The organism is Nostoc sp. CALU 546, from assembly GCF_048836525.1.
The window spans coordinates 175,765-194,023 of the sequence record NZ_JAWJTF010000001.1; the positions used below are offsets into that span (position 1 = coordinate 175,765).

Annotated in this window: 13 protein-coding genes; 6 read left to right on the forward strand and 7 right to left on the reverse strand. The window is 42.6% G+C overall.

The features are described 5' to 3' along the window. A complete protein-coding gene (locus RRG12_RS00815; RefSeq protein ID WP_420758005.1) occupies nucleotides 1-468 on the forward strand; it encodes a DUF29 domain-containing protein in 468 nt (155 codons plus the stop codon). Nucleotides 469-537: 69 nt separating this feature from the next. Here the strand turns inward: RRG12_RS00815 and glgP are convergent, their stop codons facing one another. Both glgP and RRG12_RS00825 read right to left on the reverse strand, forming a co-directional pair. Next, nucleotides 538-3,102 (reverse strand): alpha-glucan family phosphorylase, encoded by a 2,565-nt coding sequence (glgP, locus tag RRG12_RS00820; protein WP_069072981.1) that lies wholly within the window; start codon nucleotides 3,100-3,102, stop codon nucleotides 538-540. A 586-nt stretch (nucleotides 3,103-3,688) separates the two neighbouring features. Continuing rightward, nucleotides 3,689-4,012 carry a hypothetical protein gene (locus RRG12_RS00825; RefSeq protein ID WP_069072982.1) on the reverse strand — a complete coding sequence of 108 codons (324 nt, stop codon included), beginning with the start codon at nucleotides 4,010-4,012 and terminating at the stop codon, nucleotides 3,689-3,691. Nucleotides 4,013-4,622: 610 nt separating this feature from the next. On the opposite strand from RRG12_RS00825, the gene RRG12_RS00830 reads away from it, so the two are divergent. The 4 genes from RRG12_RS00830 (at nucleotide 4,623) to RRG12_RS00845 (ending at nucleotide 9,630) form a co-directional block, all read left to right on the forward strand. Continuing rightward, a complete protein-coding gene (locus RRG12_RS00830; protein ID WP_256091202.1) occupies nucleotides 4,623-4,751 on the forward strand; it encodes a hypothetical protein in 129 nt (42 codons plus the stop codon). A 643-nt stretch (nucleotides 4,752-5,394) separates the two neighbouring features. After that, the gene (locus tag RRG12_RS00835; RefSeq protein WP_069072984.1) at nucleotides 5,395-6,096 is read left to right on the forward strand and encodes an acyltransferase; all 702 of its coding nucleotides are present in this window, start codon (nucleotides 5,395-5,397) and stop codon (nucleotides 6,094-6,096) included. Between the two features lie 336 nt (nucleotides 6,097-6,432). Beyond that, complete coding sequence (locus RRG12_RS00840; protein ID WP_041566417.1) at nucleotides 6,433-6,549, forward strand: photosystem II reaction center protein I; 117 nt, start codon at nucleotides 6,433-6,435, stop codon at nucleotides 6,547-6,549. Nucleotides 6,550-6,744: 195 nt separating this feature from the next. After that, entirely contained in the window at nucleotides 6,745-9,630 is a 2,886-nt protein-coding gene (locus RRG12_RS00845) for a DUF3769 domain-containing protein (protein ID WP_420758006.1), read from the forward strand. 53 nt (nucleotides 9,631-9,683) lie between these two features. Here RRG12_RS00845 and RRG12_RS00850 read toward each other — a convergent pair whose 3' ends face one another. The 4 genes from RRG12_RS00850 to RRG12_RS00865 form a co-directional block, all read right to left on the reverse strand. Further along, on the reverse strand, nucleotides 9,684-9,950 hold the full coding sequence (locus RRG12_RS00850) for a hypothetical protein (protein WP_069072986.1): 267 nt from the start codon (nucleotides 9,948-9,950) through the stop codon (nucleotides 9,684-9,686). A gap of 210 nt (nucleotides 9,951-10,160) precedes the next feature. Next, on the reverse strand, nucleotides 10,161-10,682 hold the full coding sequence (locus RRG12_RS00855; protein ID WP_420758007.1) for a hypothetical protein: 522 nt from the start codon (nucleotides 10,680-10,682) through the stop codon (nucleotides 10,161-10,163). A gap of 142 nt (nucleotides 10,683-10,824) precedes the next feature. Next, nucleotides 10,825-12,435 carry a murein biosynthesis integral membrane protein MurJ gene (gene murJ, locus RRG12_RS00860; RefSeq protein ID WP_420758008.1) on the reverse strand — a complete coding sequence of 537 codons (1,611 nt, stop codon included), beginning with the start codon at nucleotides 12,433-12,435 and terminating at the stop codon, nucleotides 10,825-10,827. A 310-nt stretch (nucleotides 12,436-12,745) separates the two neighbouring features. Continuing rightward, entirely contained in the window at nucleotides 12,746-13,957 is a 1,212-nt protein-coding gene (locus RRG12_RS00865) for an endonuclease (protein ID WP_420758009.1), read from the reverse strand. 653 nt (nucleotides 13,958-14,610) lie between these two features. On the opposite strand from RRG12_RS00865, the gene RRG12_RS00870 reads away from it, so the two are divergent. Further along, nucleotides 14,611-17,628: a GAF domain-containing sensor histidine kinase gene (locus RRG12_RS00870; RefSeq protein WP_420758010.1), complete on the forward strand. Its 3,018-nt coding sequence runs from the start codon at nucleotides 14,611-14,613 to the stop codon at nucleotides 17,626-17,628. Between the two features lie 81 nt (nucleotides 17,629-17,709). Here the strand turns inward: RRG12_RS00870 and RRG12_RS00875 are convergent, their stop codons facing one another. Then, on the reverse strand, nucleotides 17,710-18,216 hold the full coding sequence (locus RRG12_RS00875; RefSeq protein WP_420758011.1) for a pentapeptide repeat-containing protein: 507 nt from the start codon (nucleotides 18,214-18,216) through the stop codon (nucleotides 17,710-17,712). Between the last annotated feature and the right edge of the window lie 43 nt (nucleotides 18,217-18,259).

Consider the following 18,259-nt stretch of genomic DNA (forward strand, 5'->3'; position numbering starts at 1 on the left):
ATGCAAGGAGTTAGTTCTAATTTGAGTTTAAAAGAGATTTATGAAATTGATGATCATCTCTGGTTAGAGGAAACAATCAAGCTATTGAAAGCTAACCATTTAGAAGAATTAGATTTAGAAAATTTAATTGAGGAGCTAGAAAATTTGGGTCGGAGAGACAAAGCCAAGGTTGCTAGTTTATTAGAACAAATTATTAGACATCTTTTATTGCTGCAATATTGGACAGAAGAAACTCAATATAATTATGGACATTGGAAGGCAGAAATCAGAAGTTTTAGAAATCAATTAAAACGTAACTTGACAACGAATTTATATCAATACTTAGAAAATGAATTAGCGTCAATTTATGATGATGCTTTAGGGTATGTAATTGAGAAAACTGAGGGGAAACTAGATAACTTACCTCAGTATTGTATTTATACCTTAGAACAAATACTAGATATTAATTATCTGCCTGAAAATGTCTAAAATAAAAGGCGTTGCTAAACTGAAATCAGCAACGCCTATTCTTGAGTATTCAATAACTACTCAGCACTCTTACTCTGCCCAAGCAATCAACCTTGGTTCATAAGGATTAGCTAGATTTTGATTTTTCGGCAATACACGCAAAGACAAGCCCTGTAAACCAGAAGCGGTATAGGTGATATTACCAGTGTAAATACTCAATTGCTGTCCATCCTCACCTTGGTAATCCATTACCACTGGTACAGCGTTGACAATATCACCATTGGCATCGATCGCACCTTGATATAATTCCACCTGCACATCATTATTGCTCAAAGTTGCTAAGTCAACCTTGGCTTTGACAGCAACGGTTTGATTAACCTCAATGTCTGAAGCTGCTGATACGTCAACATCTTTGATTCTGATATTGAACCAGTGTTCGCTCAGTTTTTCTTTCCAAGCAGCTAGTTCTTTCGCTGGGGCATAGTTATCAACAGTCAGGGTATGATAGCGATCGCTAGCCGGAAAATAAGCCCGTTGTGCATATTCTCCTACCATCCGCGCTGTATTAAAGAAGGGACAATTCAACCGAATTGCATCCTTCATTTTGGCAACCCACGGACGGGGTAAGCCATCACTATCGCGATGTTCGTAAAATAATGGTACAACTTCTTTCTCTAACAACTCGTAGAGCGCATTTGCTTCTACTTCGTCTTGATAGTTAGGATCGTCGTAATTCTCTCCATGTCCAATCGCCCAGCCTGTGCGGACGTAATCAGCTTCATCCCACCAGCCATCTAGTACACTTAGATTCGGCAAGCCATTCATTGCGGCTTTCATCCCACTAGTACCAGAGGCTTCCCGTGGACGACGCGGTGTGTTTAACCAGATATCACAACCCGCAACCATCAACCGGGAGATGTGAATGTCGTAATTGGGAACAAACACTACCTGCTTTTCTAAGTTTTGTTCGCGGATAAAGTGATTGATATCGCGGATCAGTTCTTTACCGGGTATATCCTTGGGATGTGCCTTACCAGCAATCACAAATTGAACTTTCCGGTCTTTGTTAGCCAGCAGAAGCCGCTTAATCCGATCTAAATCACGCATCCAGAGGGTAGCGCGTTTGTAAGTGGCAAAGCGACGAGCAAAGCCAATGGTGAAAGCGTAAGGATCTAAAACTTCTTGGGCTTGGATAATTTCGGAGGCGGAAGCACCGCGATCGGTCAAATGCTTGACCAAATGCTCTCGCACATACAAAATCATATCCAAACGGCAGCGTTCGTGATTGCGCCACAATTCCTCATCAGGTATGGCATCCATCCGCTCCCACAATGGGCTATCTGGTGGTGCTGATGACCAATTTGGGCCGAGGTAGCGATCGTACAATTCTTGAGTCGATTTGGCCACACAACTCCGAGCATGGACACCGTTGGTAATTGCTGCGATCGGTACTTCCTCTACTGGCACTTTCTGCCACAAGCCCTGAAACATTTGCCGCGATACCACACCATGTAGTTGTGCGACACCGTTAGAAAATGTTGCCATCTTCAGCGCCAGTACCGCCATACTGAAAGGCCCAGATAAATCGCCTGTATTCTCGCGCCCCAGTCCTAAAAATTGCTCTTTGGGCAACCCAAATATCTCTGCATAGTACCCCAAGTAGTGCAGCATTTTGTCGGGAGCGAACAAGTCAATTCCCGCTGGTACTGGTGTGTGGGTAGTAAAGATATTACTAGAAGCCACTACCTGTTTAGCTTGGGGATAATTCAGCCCCTCTTCCTGAATCAGCAAGCGGATGCGTTCTAGGGCAGAGAAGGCGGCGTGGCCTTCATTCATGTGGTAAGCGGTGACTTTCAGCCCCAAAGCTTTGAGCATTTGCACACCACCGATCCCCAGCATAATTTCCTGGTGGATACGCATATCGATGTCGCCACCATACAGCTGATCTGTGATGTCGTGGTCGTAAGTGTTGTTCGGTTCAATATTGGTGTCCATCAAATACAGGGGGACTGTTCCTACCTGTACGCGCCAAACTCTGGCATATACCTTACGCCCTGGATAATCTACCGCAATCCGCAGTTCTGAACCATCGGCATTGCGCTCTAGATGCAAGGGCATATTGTAAAAATCATTCATCAGGTAGCGTTCTTGCTGCCAGCCATCAGCATTGAGATACTGAGCAAAGTAGCCTTGCTGATACAGTAAACCTACACCGACAAGTGGTAACCCAAGGTCACTGGCAGATTTGAGGTGATCCCCCGCCAGAACGCCCAAGCCTCCAGAATAGACGGGCAAACAATCTACAAGTCCAAATTCCGCCGAAAAATAGGCGTAGCATTCTTTGGGTTTTTGCTCCCGTTGTTTCTGATACCAAGTGCGCTCTTGCAAATAATCGTCTAACTGACGGTCAGCTCGATCCATTTGCGCTAGAAAGCCTTCATCTTCGACAACTTCCAGAAGCCGCGATTGAGATATGGTACCCAGCATTAACACCGGGTTATGATGGCTAGACTCCCACAGGTCAGAGTCTAAGCGACGAAATAAGTCTTTAGTATCAACGTTCCAATCCCAGTGCAAGTTATATGCTAGCCGCCGCAGTGGTTCGAGTCGCGGTGGTAATGAGGGAGATACGTTAAATGTACGAATTGGCTGCATAGGTTGGCAAAACTCCAAGTTTAGCTATGGTTATTGTTTACTCTCTTTACCAATGTTGCCAATTCTTTATACAGTAGTTTGTGAAAAAGCGATGACTTTGTTAAGCATTGAGAATTTTTTTTAACCTCGTTGCTAAAGTTTACACCAAGGTGTTTCTAATTCCATGCGTTACCCTCAGCCATGTACTTGGTATATTAAAATTTAATCATTTACTGGCATGTATCACTTAAAAAAAATCTAGTTTTCAATAAATAATTTATATTTATTTTAGTATTGCTTTCGGGGATCAATTATTGGGTCTTAGCTGAGGGTGAAAATTCCTCATAGCTGTGTCCAGGAAAGTTAAAGTTTTAATTATTTCTTAATAAAATGGCACTAATTAAAAAAGCTCTGTAAGAAGGCAAGAGGCAGATCGCGCAGCGTGTTGTAGATAAGGCAGAACGTAAATGCCATAAATAATCGGATGAAAACTGTACCAAGCAGTTAAGCAGGAAAAGCGATGCCTGCGGCGGGCTACGCCTACGCTAACTACTTGGTATTAAATATTGACACTAAACCAGGAAAATAACTTACGTAGGGTGTTATCTTATGCACCTAATGAAGGCTGATCTTTAGTATTCTTTGTCATAGTGAGAGCTAAAGCTGCTGCATAAGCCATCTCCGCTGCCATTTGGTAAGCAAGCTTAATACTCGATGAAGCGTCCTTGGCTTTAGGAGAGATGGAAGCTTTTTTTCGGCGCGACTCAAGTTTTACATCACCTGCTGCAATCGCTCGCTGTAAAATGATCCAGGCATCTAGGTCTTCTGAGTCATAATTACTTTGAAGCTGCGATCGGATTTGGTCTTCGGCTACAACACTTAGATAGCCGCTAGTTAGAGCTTGTTGCACAATTTCTTTAATTAAAGCCATAATTTGAACCAAGTGTGTGAGTTAAAACCGATACCTCAATTGGGGCAATTTGATGTTCTTTTGTGGACTTCTCCTAGAAAATAAGCTACGTTTTAGCTTTCTTTCAATAAAATTTATAACAAGTAGTACCAAGGACGCATCACCCGCTTGGCTCACCCGAATGGGTGATTTACAAACTTTTAGATATCAGTAATAGGGAAGAGGAAAATTTTTAGATGTTTCAGAATAGAGTTTCATAAGTATAGTAGATATCATCCTGAGTTTAACACCCAATCATAAAATCACTTGCATAAGTAAGGGTAGAAATATAGACAAAAATCCTAATTAACCACTTACAGCATTTTTAAATTCACTATCTTCAATGGATTGTATCTAAGTGTATAAAATTATTTTAGAGTAGCGTAGGCTTTGCCCGCAGCAGGCATCGCTCTCGTAAAAAAGTTAACTTATTTCCACCATTCTCATCAACAAGCAGCCTAGAAATCAACTTATTTTATGAGATTGTTCCACTAAAAATAAAATGTGTTATCGTTAAAAACAATTGTTATTAAAGGCAATTCATTTAATTACAAATGTGAATTGGCTAGTCTGTAAATCATCCGTGTGCAACATGATTGGAGCAGCATACTCTAGAAATTCGTTGCAAGAAAGCCGTCATAGCAGTCGGGGAAGCGCTTACTTGTTTGCACCGATGGTTAACTTCAATGTGATGGCTGATGTGGGAGATAATCCACCTTAATTGGATTTTACTTGGGCAAAAATACCCAGAAAAATCCAACAATAATTACATATTTATGCTAGGCAGAATTTTATCTAAACTTTGAATATAGTCTAGTTAAATGTATTTTTTGTTGCAAAATAGCTTGTGGAACTGAGTTGTTTCAAAATACTAAAATCGCTTGAGAGGAAGTAGTCTCAAGGCAAATAACTCTATCCCTAGTTGCTTAACAAGCTTTTCAACTTTGCCAGATAACCAAAACAGTAGCCTATCTAAACCAGCAAATTCTCCCATCAGACAATTTAATAGTCTGAGTTTTGATTCTGCAATGCACTTAAATTGTTTTGTTAATTGAACTGGTTAAAAAGAAGCCCAATTTTACCTACATATAGTCTAAAAGCTTCTAGCGAATTAACACAATTATGCATATAAGGTGAGTGATTATATACACCTAACTGCAAGAATTGCTCACATAGTCAAAGCCAGACTTTGGTTTTTCAAGTATTGGAAAAACCATCTAAAAATATTGGGGAATTTTGGTAATACTGCCAACTTACTTACTGTGTCAATAAATACTAACGCTGTTGGTATTGGCAGAAGATTAGGATACAGCCAAAAAAATTTCAAACCTGTCAACAACAATTGATTGAAAATATATACAGCCATGCATAACGAGCAAAATTTTTCAAAGTTGCAGCGCGTGCAAGAACTTTTAGTAACTACGGTGTTAGGAGATATTCCGACACTTATTCTGGGGCCAAAGTTGCGTAATTTGGGATATCGGAGTATTTTTTCCCAGATAGGCAGCCCAGTATATATTCAAAATGGGGTTGAATTTAACGGTACTTCTTGTATTGAGATAGGCAGTGGAGTCTATATTTTCAAGGGTGTGCGGATGGATGCTAGAGGACACAAGAATAATAGAATTCATCTAGGAAATAGAGTCGCTATTGAGCGTAACGTCGATATAGGGTCTTTGGAAGACACGTATATACATATTGATGAAGACACTTTCATTGCTCCCAATGTGTGTATTGAGGGGCCAGGAGACATCCGAATTGGTAAACACTGCTTGATTGCTGCCCATTCGGGGATATATGCCAATAATCATAATTTTGCTGATCCGATGAAGCCAATTAAATACCAAGGTGTTACTCGCAAGGGAATTGTAATTGAGGATGATTGTTGGCTAGGACATGGAGTAACAGTATTAGATGGCGTTACTATCGGCAAAGGCAGTGTTATTGGTGCGGGAGCAGTTGTCAATAGAGATATTCCTCCTTTCTCCGTTGCTGTCGGTATACCTGCACGAGTAATCAAAAACCGAATTGGCAAAGATATAGCAAAGGTTCAAGCTGAGAAATAGGGGATTGGGGATTGGGGATTGGGGACTGGGGGGGGGATAGTAATTATTTCCTCTGTAACCTGTCCCTTTTTTTTAGAAACTTTTGCCGTTAGTCAACGTCACAGGAGTAAACAGTCTCTAAGTTATTTCCTAAGGGCATCTGAAAGTCAGACAACTGAGTATCTTGCACTATTCTCAATAAGCGTAGGATAGGATAGACACTACCAATCCCAATCCCTAGTCCCCAGAGTCCTCTAAAAAAGGGACGAGATTTGGGTAATATAAAGTAGCTATCTTTTCTGCATGGCAGATACCGAAAGAAAAGCTTTCTTTGTTTTACCCGTTGGAGATATTTCTATGCTGACTTTAAAAATCGCTGTTTATATTGTTGTTGCCTTCTTCGTAACTATCTTCATCTTCGGATTTTTGTCGAACGATCCCGCTCGTAACCCCGGCCGTCGGGATTTAGAGTAAAAGGGCGATAAATCATCCGCGACTTTGGAAGGCGGAAAATACTAAACGCCACTGAAACTTACTAATTTACGCTTAGTAAGTTTCTTCCTCCAGGTAGCTTGCTGTAGATAGCAGAAGGCGACAGTCGGAAGGCAAAATGTATGTTTAACCTTTCCTTCGTCATTTGGCTGTTTGTTAGCCCGATTTTGCTCAAATATGCTTCATCCAGTTCTGCCACCCGATCCGCCTCCTATCGTCGAATCTTTACAACCTGTAAATCCCACCTCATCTGCTAGTCATACAAAGTTTCTTTCAGGTGTAGATACTGGAATACACGAAAAGACTGACAAATCCAAGCAGCCCAAGCTTTTGGCTCAGTTGGGAATTGCGGATAACACCAAAAGTGATCCGCAATTCCCAACTCCGATAAACTCAACTCAGGATGAGTTGGTAGTTGCCCAAACTTCCTCTGTACCTAATTCACCAGAAATCTTCCCACCAGAAACTTCCCCACTTACCGATTCTGGAACCGCCGCACTTTTGGGGCAGTCACTCGTCGTTGGTCATCCCACGCAGGAGGTTAAAACCTCTAATCGCCAAGAGAAAGAAGACACAAAGATAAGTTCGAGCGTCGGCGTTCGGCACTCGGAAATTCTAAGATCGGCGCTGCGTAAACGGCAGATAGAAAGAGAAGTCACTGAGTTGCCAAAAAAAGTTGGAGCGGAGGCTTCCCATCTAGACGCAAAAGGTAAACCTTCTGAAAAACTCGGTGAGCGATATCTAACGACAAGCCGCTTTGCGTCTACGCCAATTTCCAACTCTAGTGGAAAAAAACAAACCTTTTTGGACTCTGGTAGCTTTATTCCTGTTGTTGCCCAATCTCCGCGCCCTCTTCAAATTCCTCCAATTCCCACCAACAACAAATTAGTCGAGTCCAAGGCGGAAATTTTAGCTGAGAAGTTAATTCCACAAAAACAGCAAACTGATATTACTGCACAACAGTCTCCTGTTAGAGACAATATCTCTGTATCTGCTGCTGATCTTGCGCCGAGTTCTCAATCAGTACAAAATTTTATAAAATTCACATCTCGCAACCCGACAAACCAACTCTCAGTGCCCATCACTGTAGAATTCAAGTCGCAAGTTCAGCAACTAAGCCAAGCACCAACGCCGACACCAGAGGCGAGTACCACTAATCAGCCACAAGGTCAACCATCTGGTGCAACCGCACCAGCTACCACGCCGCCAACCGGGCCGAGAATTGTGGAAGTCACTTCAGATCGCCAAGAGTATGACGAGCAAAGGCGAATTATTACAGCTGTAGGGAATGTAGTTGTGCGATTTGATGGGGCAGTGGTAGATGCCGATCGCCTGCAAGTCAATTTGGATAACTTGATTGCTGCGGGAGAGGGCAATGTAACGTTAACACGGGGCGATCAAATACTGCGCGGACAACGCTTTACCTATAACTTTGTTCAAGATAGTGGGGAACTGGAAAATGGTAGAGGAGAAATTTATGTACCCTCAGCACAAACAGATTTTGCTTTTTCACCCACGGCTATAAGTGCTGGTGGAGTTTCAAAACGTCCGCCGAGCGATCGCATTAGAGCCAATCAACCCCTTTCCGGTGTCAGTAGCCCTGGAGGAATTGATGTGACAATTGGTGGTCAGTCAGACGCTAGCAACATCCCGCCACCGAAAGCTGGGGGTGCAGTCAATCGGCTCAGATTTGAAGCTGAACAAATTGACTTTTATCCGCAAGGTTGGCAAGCAAGGGATGTCCGCATCACCAACGATCCGTTTTCGCCTCCAGAATTAGAATTACGCGCAAATACAGTAACTTTGACGCGAGAATCACCCTTGGTAGACCGGATCAGGACACAGGGGCAGCGTTTGGTATTGGATCAAACAGTCTCCTTGCCAATTCCCCTGAATGAGCGTACTATTGACCGCCGAGAGCGGGACGTTACACCTGCAATCGTCTCCCCCGGCTACGATGGAGAAGATCGGGGAGGTTTGTATGTTGAGCGTGGCTTTCCACTAATCGATACAGAGCAGACACGATGGACGATCACGCCCCAGTTATTATTACAGAGAGCTGTGCAAGAAGGCACGGGTGACTTAGGCGCACTCTTTGCAGTGAAGACCAAGATAAATTCTGTTTTGAGTCCACGAACGATAATTCAGGGAACTGGGGAGTTAACTAGTTTTAACTTGAATGACGTGGAAGAAAATTTGCGAGTGAATTTAGGATTGCGCCAGACATTAGGCACTTCTCTTCCCCACACATTGAATGTGCAATATAACTACCGCGATCGTCTCTACAACGGTACTCTGGGTTTTCAAACTGTCCAGAGCAGTTTTGGCGGCATTATTAGCTCTCCTGTAATTCCTTTAGGAAAAAGTGGCATCAACCTCAACTATCAGGCAAGTGCCCAGTATATTGATGCCAACACCGATCGCCTAGACTTGCTAGAACCAGTGCGGGAAAACAATCGCATTTCACTTGGTCGTGTACAAGGAAGTGCTACCCTCAGTAGAGGGCTGTTATTGTGGCAAGGAAAACCATTACCACCCACTGCCAGTGAGGGATTGCGATACACAGCTACCCCTGTAGTTCCTTACTTGCTAGCGATCGCTAGCCTTACAGGCACTACCAGTCATTACAGTAATGGTGATAACCAAAGCACCCTAACTGGTACAATTGGCTTACAAGGGCAAATTGGTCATTTTTCTCGACCTTTTTTCGACTATACCGCCTTTAATGTCAGTTTCTCTCAAGGCTTAAATAGCGGATTATCACCCTTTTTGTTTGACCGCTCTGTTGATAACAAAGTGTTGACCGCTGGAATATCACAGCAAATCTACGGCCCTTTTCGCTTAGGCTTTCAAACATCTGTGAACTTGGATACTGGTAGAGAAAGTAGCACCGATTACATTTTGGAATATAGCCGTCGTACCTATGGCATCACCTTACGTTACAATCCGGTGTTGGAGTTAGGTGGCATCAGCTTCCGAATTAGTGATTTTAACTGGGGTGGCGGCACTGATCCATTTTCGGAAATTAAGCCAGTAGTGGGCGGCGTACAACAGGATAATTAGGTCTTGCTGAATAAATTTTCTATTTTTTGCCCAGTCTAAGAACTTGGGACGACTCAACAGCGGATCGCACAATTGGTTGATCCACCGCCAGGTATTCTCAGGTTGGCATAGTCGCCGCCTAGTTGAACACGTGAAGGTGGTTGGTGTAGGGTTACACAGCATCTTTGAACTGCGGCTTGGTACTCTCGCCATTGCTTGCGGATTGCTATGCTGGCGGCATCATCACCTAAGTCTGAAAATCTTAGCCCTGCTCGAATCAGCCAAGATTCTACGTCAGTTGTTTCACCAAGTATTTCGGGAATGGGATTAATCTTTTCCATGAGTAATATCTTTTACACATATTCAAAATTGGTAATTTCACTGTAAGAAAAACTATTGAGAATAGCCAATATAATTTTTTATCAAAATCATCAATAAAAATGATTCATGCCTGAGTTTTTATACTCAGGCATGAAAGAATGAATTACTATTACGGCTGGCAAACATCATTGCTTTCGTTTCCGAATCAGCTATTTCCTAGCTCGTAATCACTAGAAGCGATAGCCTAATCCGGCTTGGAAGCTGACGGCATCAGCATCACTATTTCTGTAGGCGTCAATGCCCCATTTAGTATCGCCATAGGCGATGACATTGTTGCTAACTTCTGATTCAATACCAAGGGTGACTACAGGTGCATTCTGATTGCCTAATGGGGTTCTTTGACCTTCGTCAGTTACAAAAGAATAACCACCACCGAAGTAAACGTTAGTGTTTCTGGCGATGGGCGCATCGTAAGTCACTATGGGCATAATTGCAGCAGCATCACCACCATACAGCACAGAACCCCGTAGTGAAACAGGCGCATTGGGCATGGCGTAACGTCCCTGAATATTGCCACCGAATTGTGCTCCATCGTTTCCTTGTCCGCCACTGGTTGCACCAGCCGCAACACCAGCACCAATGTAGTTAGCATTAGTACCGTTAGTACCAGCTGTTTGAGCAGATGCAATACCGGCTGAAAGGACAATGGAAGCAACAGCAAGTGCAGAGGCAGCTAATTTTGTAAGTTTCATAGGATTCTTCTCACCAGAGTTAGTTAAAGTCAATGTTCTCTAGTACTAGAATCTCTTTTTTTACAAAATGTAACCTCGCACACCTGGCTCACCCAATTGGTTGAATTATTTCTCACCTACTTGGGTGTACACACTGAACAATTCAAAGTTCTTTTTTTAAAAAGCGTTGACGTAAACGAGATATGAAAATATTCACCTCTGGTATTTTCATCCATGAAGCGATCGCAGCAAACACCGCAATTCCCACGAAGCCAGATATACATAACTGCAACAGCAGAACCACTAAACCCGTTTTACCTAAAAACTGTTGTGTCGCAACTAAAGTTCCATAGCTTGCCACCCCAGCTACCACGCTACCAGCAGTCAAACCCAGAATTGGCACACTCCACTCACGCCAAGGTAAACCATTTAGTTTGCGATCGAGCAACCATAACAGCATCAATAGGGAACTGCAATTTACACCCACTGTTGCTAACACCAAACCGGGGGCACCAAAAGGCCCAACCAAAATCCAATCGAGCGCAGCATTGAGAAAGATGTTAAAGGTACTGATGCGAAAAGGTGTCTGCCCATCACCCAAGGCATAAAATACCCGCACCAAGACATCACGCCCCAAATAAGCAAACATCCCAATACCGTAAACAATTAGCAACTCGGAAACTAGCTGCGTAGCATCTTGCTTGAAAGCACCCCGCTCATATATTACCTGGACAATGGGTACAGATAGCACTACCATCAACGCTCCTAGAGGTAGCATGGTGACAGCACTAAGTAGGAGTCCCTGACGAATCCGTATTTTCAGATCGTCCCAATTTTCTGGTTCGGCAAGTTTGGCGAATATTGGTAACAGAGGCAGCAAAATGATATTAGAAATAATCCCTAAAGGAGTTTGCACTAGCAAATTGGCATAGTTAAAGCCAGCAGCAGCACCAGGGATGGGACTTGCAAAGTAAAGCACAGTAGCAAAGTTAATTGGCATCATCCCGGAAGAAATTGTTGCCGGAGTCATGATTCTAATCACTTCTTGAACACCTGGGGATTTAAAATCAAACCGCAGGCGTAACGTACCTAATCCTAACCGCCACTGAACAATTAGCTGCACCAGCCATTGGAGAATTGCTCCTGCCAAGGTTCCCCAGGCTAAGACCATACCACCGATTAAAGCGTATTCTGGCTTGATAATATCCTTGCCCACTTGCATCGTCATGAAAGCAATGCCGATAATAACGGTAATGCTAGATAACAGAGGGCTGATGGAGAGCAACCAATATTGATTAGCTGCATTGAGAGTACCGAAGCCAATACCAATTAATCCTGAGAATAAAGCCATCGGTGCCATAATGCGGAGTTGTTGAATAGCGATCGCTCTGGTTGTCGCCTCCAAGCCATGACCAACTAAATCAATGATCGTATCCGCAAACAAAATCTGAGCGACTGTTACCACCAATAGCAATCCAGCTACCAACGTTGTCACGGTTTCCACAAGGGGAGCCGCTTCTTCTCGTCGACGCTTCGCTAAAACGCTGACAATTGCACTGTGTAATGGCCCATTTACGCCACCGAGTAATATTAATAGAAAGCCAGGGATAACATAGGCATAACTATAGGCAGTGGCAGCAGCACCAACACCAAAAGCCGCAGCGATCGCTTGCTGCCGCACTAAACCGAAAATTTTACTAATTAATGTGGCTGCGGCAACAATGCCAGCAATTCCAGCGAAAGAACGAGAGGGTTTTTGGTCTTGTTGTGTCACGAATAATACCCGACAACTCTTGCAGAGTGCATACTTTTAAACATTTAACCTGAAATCCCGTAGTCTGTCAGGTAAATTTTGACAAATTAGTAATTTTAAATGCCTTCGCTCTTGGCATTGGCAAAGCGATGCCTAGCCCGGATTTCTCACCACACCTCTCAAAGCCTGCGCTTGTGCAGGGGAGCAGGGGAGCAGGGGAGCAGGGGGAGAGTTCAAATACTAAGTTCTTTCCCCTCTGCCCCTCTGTCCCTCTGCCCCTCTGCCCCTCTGCCCCTCCGCCCCTCCGCTTTCAAGGGTAGGTATTTAAAAATCAGGCAGTAGAGAGGGTGATTTGAGAGACATGGAGTTGTGGAGTCAAGGAAGGCCAAGGTTCAGGGAAAAAGCTACCTTGAGGTAGGGGAAGACGATTAAGAACGGCAGCCTTAATCACTAAAAATCCACGACGGAAACATGAGAGACAACGATGGAAGACACTATTTTTCAAATTGCGTCGTGCAACGTGGGTTTGTGGTAATTCGTCTAAACTACTAATAGGCAAATTGGCATCAATAGCACCTCCAACACTAACCTGCCATAAAGTAGCGATTGCGATCGCTAACCAATGTCTCTCGGCTCGTTTGGTATCTGTCATTTTAGTTTGATGCCAAGCAAAACCACCTCTTTTACCGTCTTTAAATAGACATTCAATCCAAGAGCGCATCGAATACCAACAAGCATCCGCAACTTCGGGTTGTAAATCGGTGAGAATTAACCAAGGTTCGGCATAGCCCTCGTCATGACGGGCTAACAATGTACATTCAATCGGGTTACTTTTGAAACAAGTTACCAATGACTCAAATGACTGACCAACTTCTCGAACAAGAGTATTTAGAGGTAGCCAAGAAACAGTACCTTTAATTTGAAACTGCCCCTGAAGGTTAATCCGCATAAAAGGATGCCAACCACAGTTCAAGATTTGTTGATACAACCACTCAGCATAAAGCCCTCTATCTGTGGTGACAATTACAAACCAATCTGGTGGTACAGTTTTGTCTATATGGCGAAATAATTCTTCCCAGTGAGGTTTCCAACTTCCAGGAATGGTAGCTTCAACTATTTTCCAGGCAATTGGAATTCCACAGCCACGGTAAACAATGCTAATTGCTAATACAGTAAAGCGATCGCTTAAAGTTGAAGCATCTGCTGCCAATGCTAGACGTTTTTCACCTTTAGGCCAAAGACTTAGAATCCAAGATAGTAGTGGACTAAAACAAGATGTCACATCCAATGAAGTTCGACCAGTTTTTGTTTTATCTTCTGCGTCTCGATACCATTCCCGCAGTTGCTGACGTATAGTATTCTCCTTTTTACCCAGTAGTTCTGCTAAAAATACTGAAACCGTTGTCAGTCCACTTGATTGGGTCATTACTATCCCAAAAGTCCACATTGCCAGTACAACAGCTTGAGGTTTTGTGAGATTTGGCATTTTTTCAATTACTTTTCTAGTCCATTCTCTTAATTCCTCGCTTTTTCCTACTTGCATTCACCCTCCTGCACCCGTAGTAATTCTGCTGATAAAAGCTAGATAGTATTTTACCTGCAAAAATACGCCTTTATTAAATACCTACCCTTGAAAGCCGCCCCTCCGCCCCTCTGCTCTATCAAACGCCTGAAGCTTGTGAGAAATGAGGGCTAGGTTGGGCTACGCTTACGCCCAAAATTAAATTCCTGAGATTGTTATGATACAGCGAATTGCAAGTTAGTTAGTTAACGATTCAAAAAGGGTAAGATCGCTTTTTTGATTTGTCCCGGCAATACTAACTTAGTCATCTCCTTGTTGTGTACAAGCCAAAATTATTTTTTAACTTATTACGAGGATAGATCAAGAAAGGGGAACTATAACAATCAGAAGGCAGGAGTAACCCACTCTTAAAAACGTGGGACTTAAGCTGTGGAAGCTTTAGATTTATATCACACTTCTCTGCGAGACGCTGTCGCAAACGTGCTACACGTCTCGTACCAGTATCTTCTTTTTAAACTGGGTAATACTTCTGCCTCCTGCCTTCTCTGATAACCATCTTCTGGGAAATAGTTAAACACTGTAAAAATTTGCAGCTTGTCATATTTTTGACATCCTTTAACCCTATGAAGTTTGGTGTGAGGAACCCTTGTATAAAAACGACATAACCCAGAGCAATGGAACCCAATTCAAATTTCACGGAAAATCAACTTCTCTTGTCAAGCGCTCAACTTCAAGAGCAACTAGAGCAACAAAAGGCTTTGGCAAGTGTAATTGTCCGAATTCGGGAGTCTCTTGACTTAGAAACAATTTTTCAAACGACCGTTACACAAGTGCGTCAGTTGCTAAATGCTGATCGAGTAGGAGTCTTCCAGTTCGACCGTGAACAAAACTGGGAAGGAGAATTTGTTTCTGAGGATGTTGCAGTTGGCTGGGACTCAGCAATGGCAGTAAAAGTTTATGACCACTGCTTTGGAGAACAATTTGCTGCCAGTTATCAACAAGGTCGAGTCCAAGCAGTAGCAGATATTTACAAGGCGGGACTGAGTGATTGTCATGTGGCAATTTTGAGTAAATTTCAGGTACAGGCCAACCTCGTTGTCCCTCTATCGCGCCAGAAGGAACTGTGGGGATTGCTTTGCATTCATCAGTGCAGTGAGACTCGTGACTGGAAAGAATCGGAAATTGAATTTATTCGTCAAATCGCTGACCATCTTGCCGTTGCAATTCAACAAGCAAAGCATCTCCATGAAGTCCAATTGCAAGCAGCAAAATTAGCTCAAGCGGTTCAACGCGACCAAGTAATTGCTCAGATTGTTGATAAAATTCGCTCACCTCTTGATATTGAAACTATCTTTAAAACCACAACTGAAGAAATCCGCAAATTGCTGCAAGCTGATCGAGTTGCCATCTTTTGCTTCAATCCAGATTGGAGTGGTCACTTTGTTGCGGAATCATTTGCGGAAGACTGGATTCCCTTAGTTGGCATTGAGCCTGCGATCGCTGATACTTATTTACAACAGACGCAAGGCGGACGTTATGTTAACAACCAGACATTTACAGTTAATGACATTTATCAAGCCGGATTAACAGACTGCCATATAACGCTGTTGGAGCAATTCCAAGCAAAAGCCTTTGCAACTGCCCCTATTCTCCAAGGAGATCAACTTTGGGGAATCATCGCTGCCTACCAAAATGCCTCACCCAGACAGTGGCAATCTTATGAAGTCGAATCACTGACCAAAATCGGCACACAAATTGGTGTGGCAGTGCGACACCATAAGTTGCTGGCATACGCTCAGTATCAAGCAGAGCAACAAAAGACATTAACTAGCGTGATTACTCGAATTCGGGAGTCCCTAGATTTAGAGACAATCTTCCAGACTACTGTCACTGAGTCCCGGCGAATGCTGCAAGCAGACCGAGTAGCAGTCTTTCGTTTTGACCCTCAAAAAGATTGGGAAGGAGAATTTATTTCTGAGGATGTTGTACCTGAATGTAACTCGGTAATAGCAGAAAAAGTTTATGATTATTGCTTCGGTGAAAACTTTGCACCTCTTTATGCTCAAGGTCGAGTAAATGCGATCGCTGACATTTATCAAGGAAAGTTTCCAGGTTGCTACGTTCAAATCCTAGCAAAATTTCAAGTGCGGGCAAATATGGTCGCACCTCTATTGAAAAAAGGCGAACTTTGGGGATTGCTGTGTATTCACCAATGCACCGCTCCTCGTTACTGGCAACCCTCTGAAATTGAATTTGCCAGTCAAATAGCCGAGCAATTGGGAGTCGCATTAAAACAGGATTCTTATTTAAAGCAAGTACAAATGCAGGTTGTCCAGTTAGCAGAAGCCACTGAACGTGAGAAAGCAATGGAACGACAAGAATTGCTGGCTGCAACTATTGATAAAATTCGCCAGTCACTCGATATTAAAACTATTTTTAGAACCACTACTCAAGCTGTGCGAGAGTTGCTCGAAGTCGAGCGAGTTGCAATTTACCGCTTCAACCCTGATTGGAGTGGTAAATTTGTGGCAGATTCTTTTAAAGATGGTTGGAAACCTGTTGTACAAACCCAACCAATGATTATAGAAACTTTTGAGGATACAGACGACGATAACGAACTTCCGCGTAACGAAACCTTTGTTCCGATTCGGGAAGGTGAGAAATTATGGGGATTATTAGTTGCTTATCAAAATTCGCAACCGCGTTATTGGAAAGAGGAAGAAATTAATTTACTGGCTCAAGTCGGGGTGCAATTGGGAATAGCGATTCAGCAAGCGGAATTATTAGAACAAACTAAACGTCAAACCTTAGAGCTTACTCAAACTTTGCAAGAATTAAAACAAACTCAGACTAGATTAATTCAGGGTGAAAAAATGGCAGGATTAGGACAACTACTGGCTGGAGTTGCCCATGAAATCAACAATCCTATCAGTTTTATTTTTGGCAATCTTATTCATTTAAATGAATATACTCAAGAACTGCTAAAGGTAGTGAAACTTTACCAACAAAATTCCTCATTGTCGCCAACTGTCCAAGAGCAAATTGACAAGACTGATTTAGATTTTCTCATCGAAGATTTACCCAAAACCCTTGAATCAATGCAAGTAGGAACAGAGCGGATTTGTGAGATTGTGCTATCGCTGCGTAACTTTTCTCGTACAGATGAGGCTGAATTAAAGCCAGTAGATATTCATGAAGGCTTGGATAGTACTTTGTTAATCTTAGGGCATCGCCTCAAAAATAATATTGAACGCCCAGCTATTGAGATTGTTAAACAATACGATGATTTCCCTTTGCTGGAATGCTATCCCGCGCAATTAAATCAAGTATTTATGAATCTTTTGAGTAACAGTATTGATGCATTAGAGGAAAAATTTAACACTATACAGCAAAGGTATTTGAAATTATTGCAAACGTGTCCAAAAATACCTTTAACTATCTGGATTAGTACGCAAGCTGTTCATAACCAGATTGTAATTAGAATAGCTGATAATGGTCTTGGGATTCCAGAAGAGGTGCGATCGCACATGTTTGATCCCTTCTTCACCACCAAAGCACCAGGTAAAGGTACAGGGTTAGGATTGTCTATTAGCTATCAGATAATAGTTGAAAAACATCATGGTCAGATTAAATGTTCTTCTAAACCAGGAGAAGGAACAGAGTTTTTGATTGAAATTCCAAATGGTAATTAAAGGCGACTGATTTTTGATAACTCTCAGTCAATTTTAATTAAGGAAACGAGGATAAGCATTTATGCTCAACGTCGAGATTCTTTACCTACAACCCAAACTATCTCGCGTTGACACACCCGTAACTGGATTGACGCCATCGGCTCTTTCACACAGCAGCGACACTTGATAACGGTCAATTAAAGCGTCGGTAAAATCAGCACCAGTGACATCAGCATCAAAAAAGCGGCTGCGGGTCAAAGTGGCTTCTGTAAAGATGGCATTTTTCAGGTTAGCACCATCCATAGTGACGCGATCTACTAAAGCGCCGCTCAAGTTCGCATCTTCCAAATTTGCCTTTAACAAAACTCCTTTAGTAAGAATTGCGTTGGTTAAATTTGCTCCTTGAAAATTTGTCCCCCGCATTTCTGCTGCTACAAAAGTCACACCTGCCAAATCAGTATGAGAGAAGTCACGATTTTCTAAATTTATATTGTTGTAATTAATTGTGTTGATTTGAGCAAACGCCGGTTTGGAATTAAGTATTATCCACAAAAAGGCTAGTATCAAAATCGCTATCAAACCAAAAAAACGCAGTAAAATCTTTTTCATAACTTTATTATTTGTCAGTAGTCCTTGGTCATTAGTCCTTTGT

Coding starts and splice junctions, on each gene's coding strand:
- RRG12_RS00840 (WP_041566417.1), top strand. CDS start 6,433: ATGCTGACTTTAAAAATCGCTGTTTATATTGTTGTTGCCTTCTTCGTA.
- RRG12_RS00855 (WP_420758007.1), bottom strand. CDS start 10,682: ATGAAACTTACAAAATTAGCTGCCTCTGCACTTGCTGTTGCTTCCATT.
- RRG12_RS00815 (WP_420758005.1), top strand. CDS start 1: ATGCAAGGAGTTAGTTCTAATTTGAGTTTAAAAGAGATTTATGAAATT.
- RRG12_RS00830 (WP_256091202.1), top strand. CDS start 4,623: ATGATTGGAGCAGCATACTCTAGAAATTCGTTGCAAGAAAGCCGTCAT.
- RRG12_RS00870 (WP_420758010.1), top strand. CDS start 14,611: ATGGAACCCAATTCAAATTTCACGGAAAATCAACTTCTCTTGTCAAGC.
- RRG12_RS00825 (WP_069072982.1), bottom strand. CDS start 4,012: ATGGCTTTAATTAAAGAAATTGTGCAACAAGCTCTAACTAGCGGCTAT.
- glgP (WP_069072981.1), bottom strand. CDS start 3,102: ATGCAGCCAATTCGTACATTTAACGTATCTCCCTCATTACCACCGCGA.
- RRG12_RS00865 (WP_420758009.1), bottom strand. CDS start 13,957: ATGCAAGTAGGAAAAAGCGAGGAATTAAGAGAATGGACTAGAAAAGTA.
- RRG12_RS00835 (WP_069072984.1), top strand. CDS start 5,395: ATGCATAACGAGCAAAATTTTTCAAAGTTGCAGCGCGTGCAAGAACTT.
- RRG12_RS00875 (WP_420758011.1), bottom strand. CDS start 18,216: ATGAAAAAGATTTTACTGCGTTTTTTTGGTTTGATAGCGATTTTGATA.
- RRG12_RS00845 (WP_420758006.1), top strand. CDS start 6,745: ATGCTTCATCCAGTTCTGCCACCCGATCCGCCTCCTATCGTCGAATCT.
- RRG12_RS00850 (WP_069072986.1), bottom strand. CDS start 9,950: ATGGAAAAGATTAATCCCATTCCCGAAATACTTGGTGAAACAACTGAC.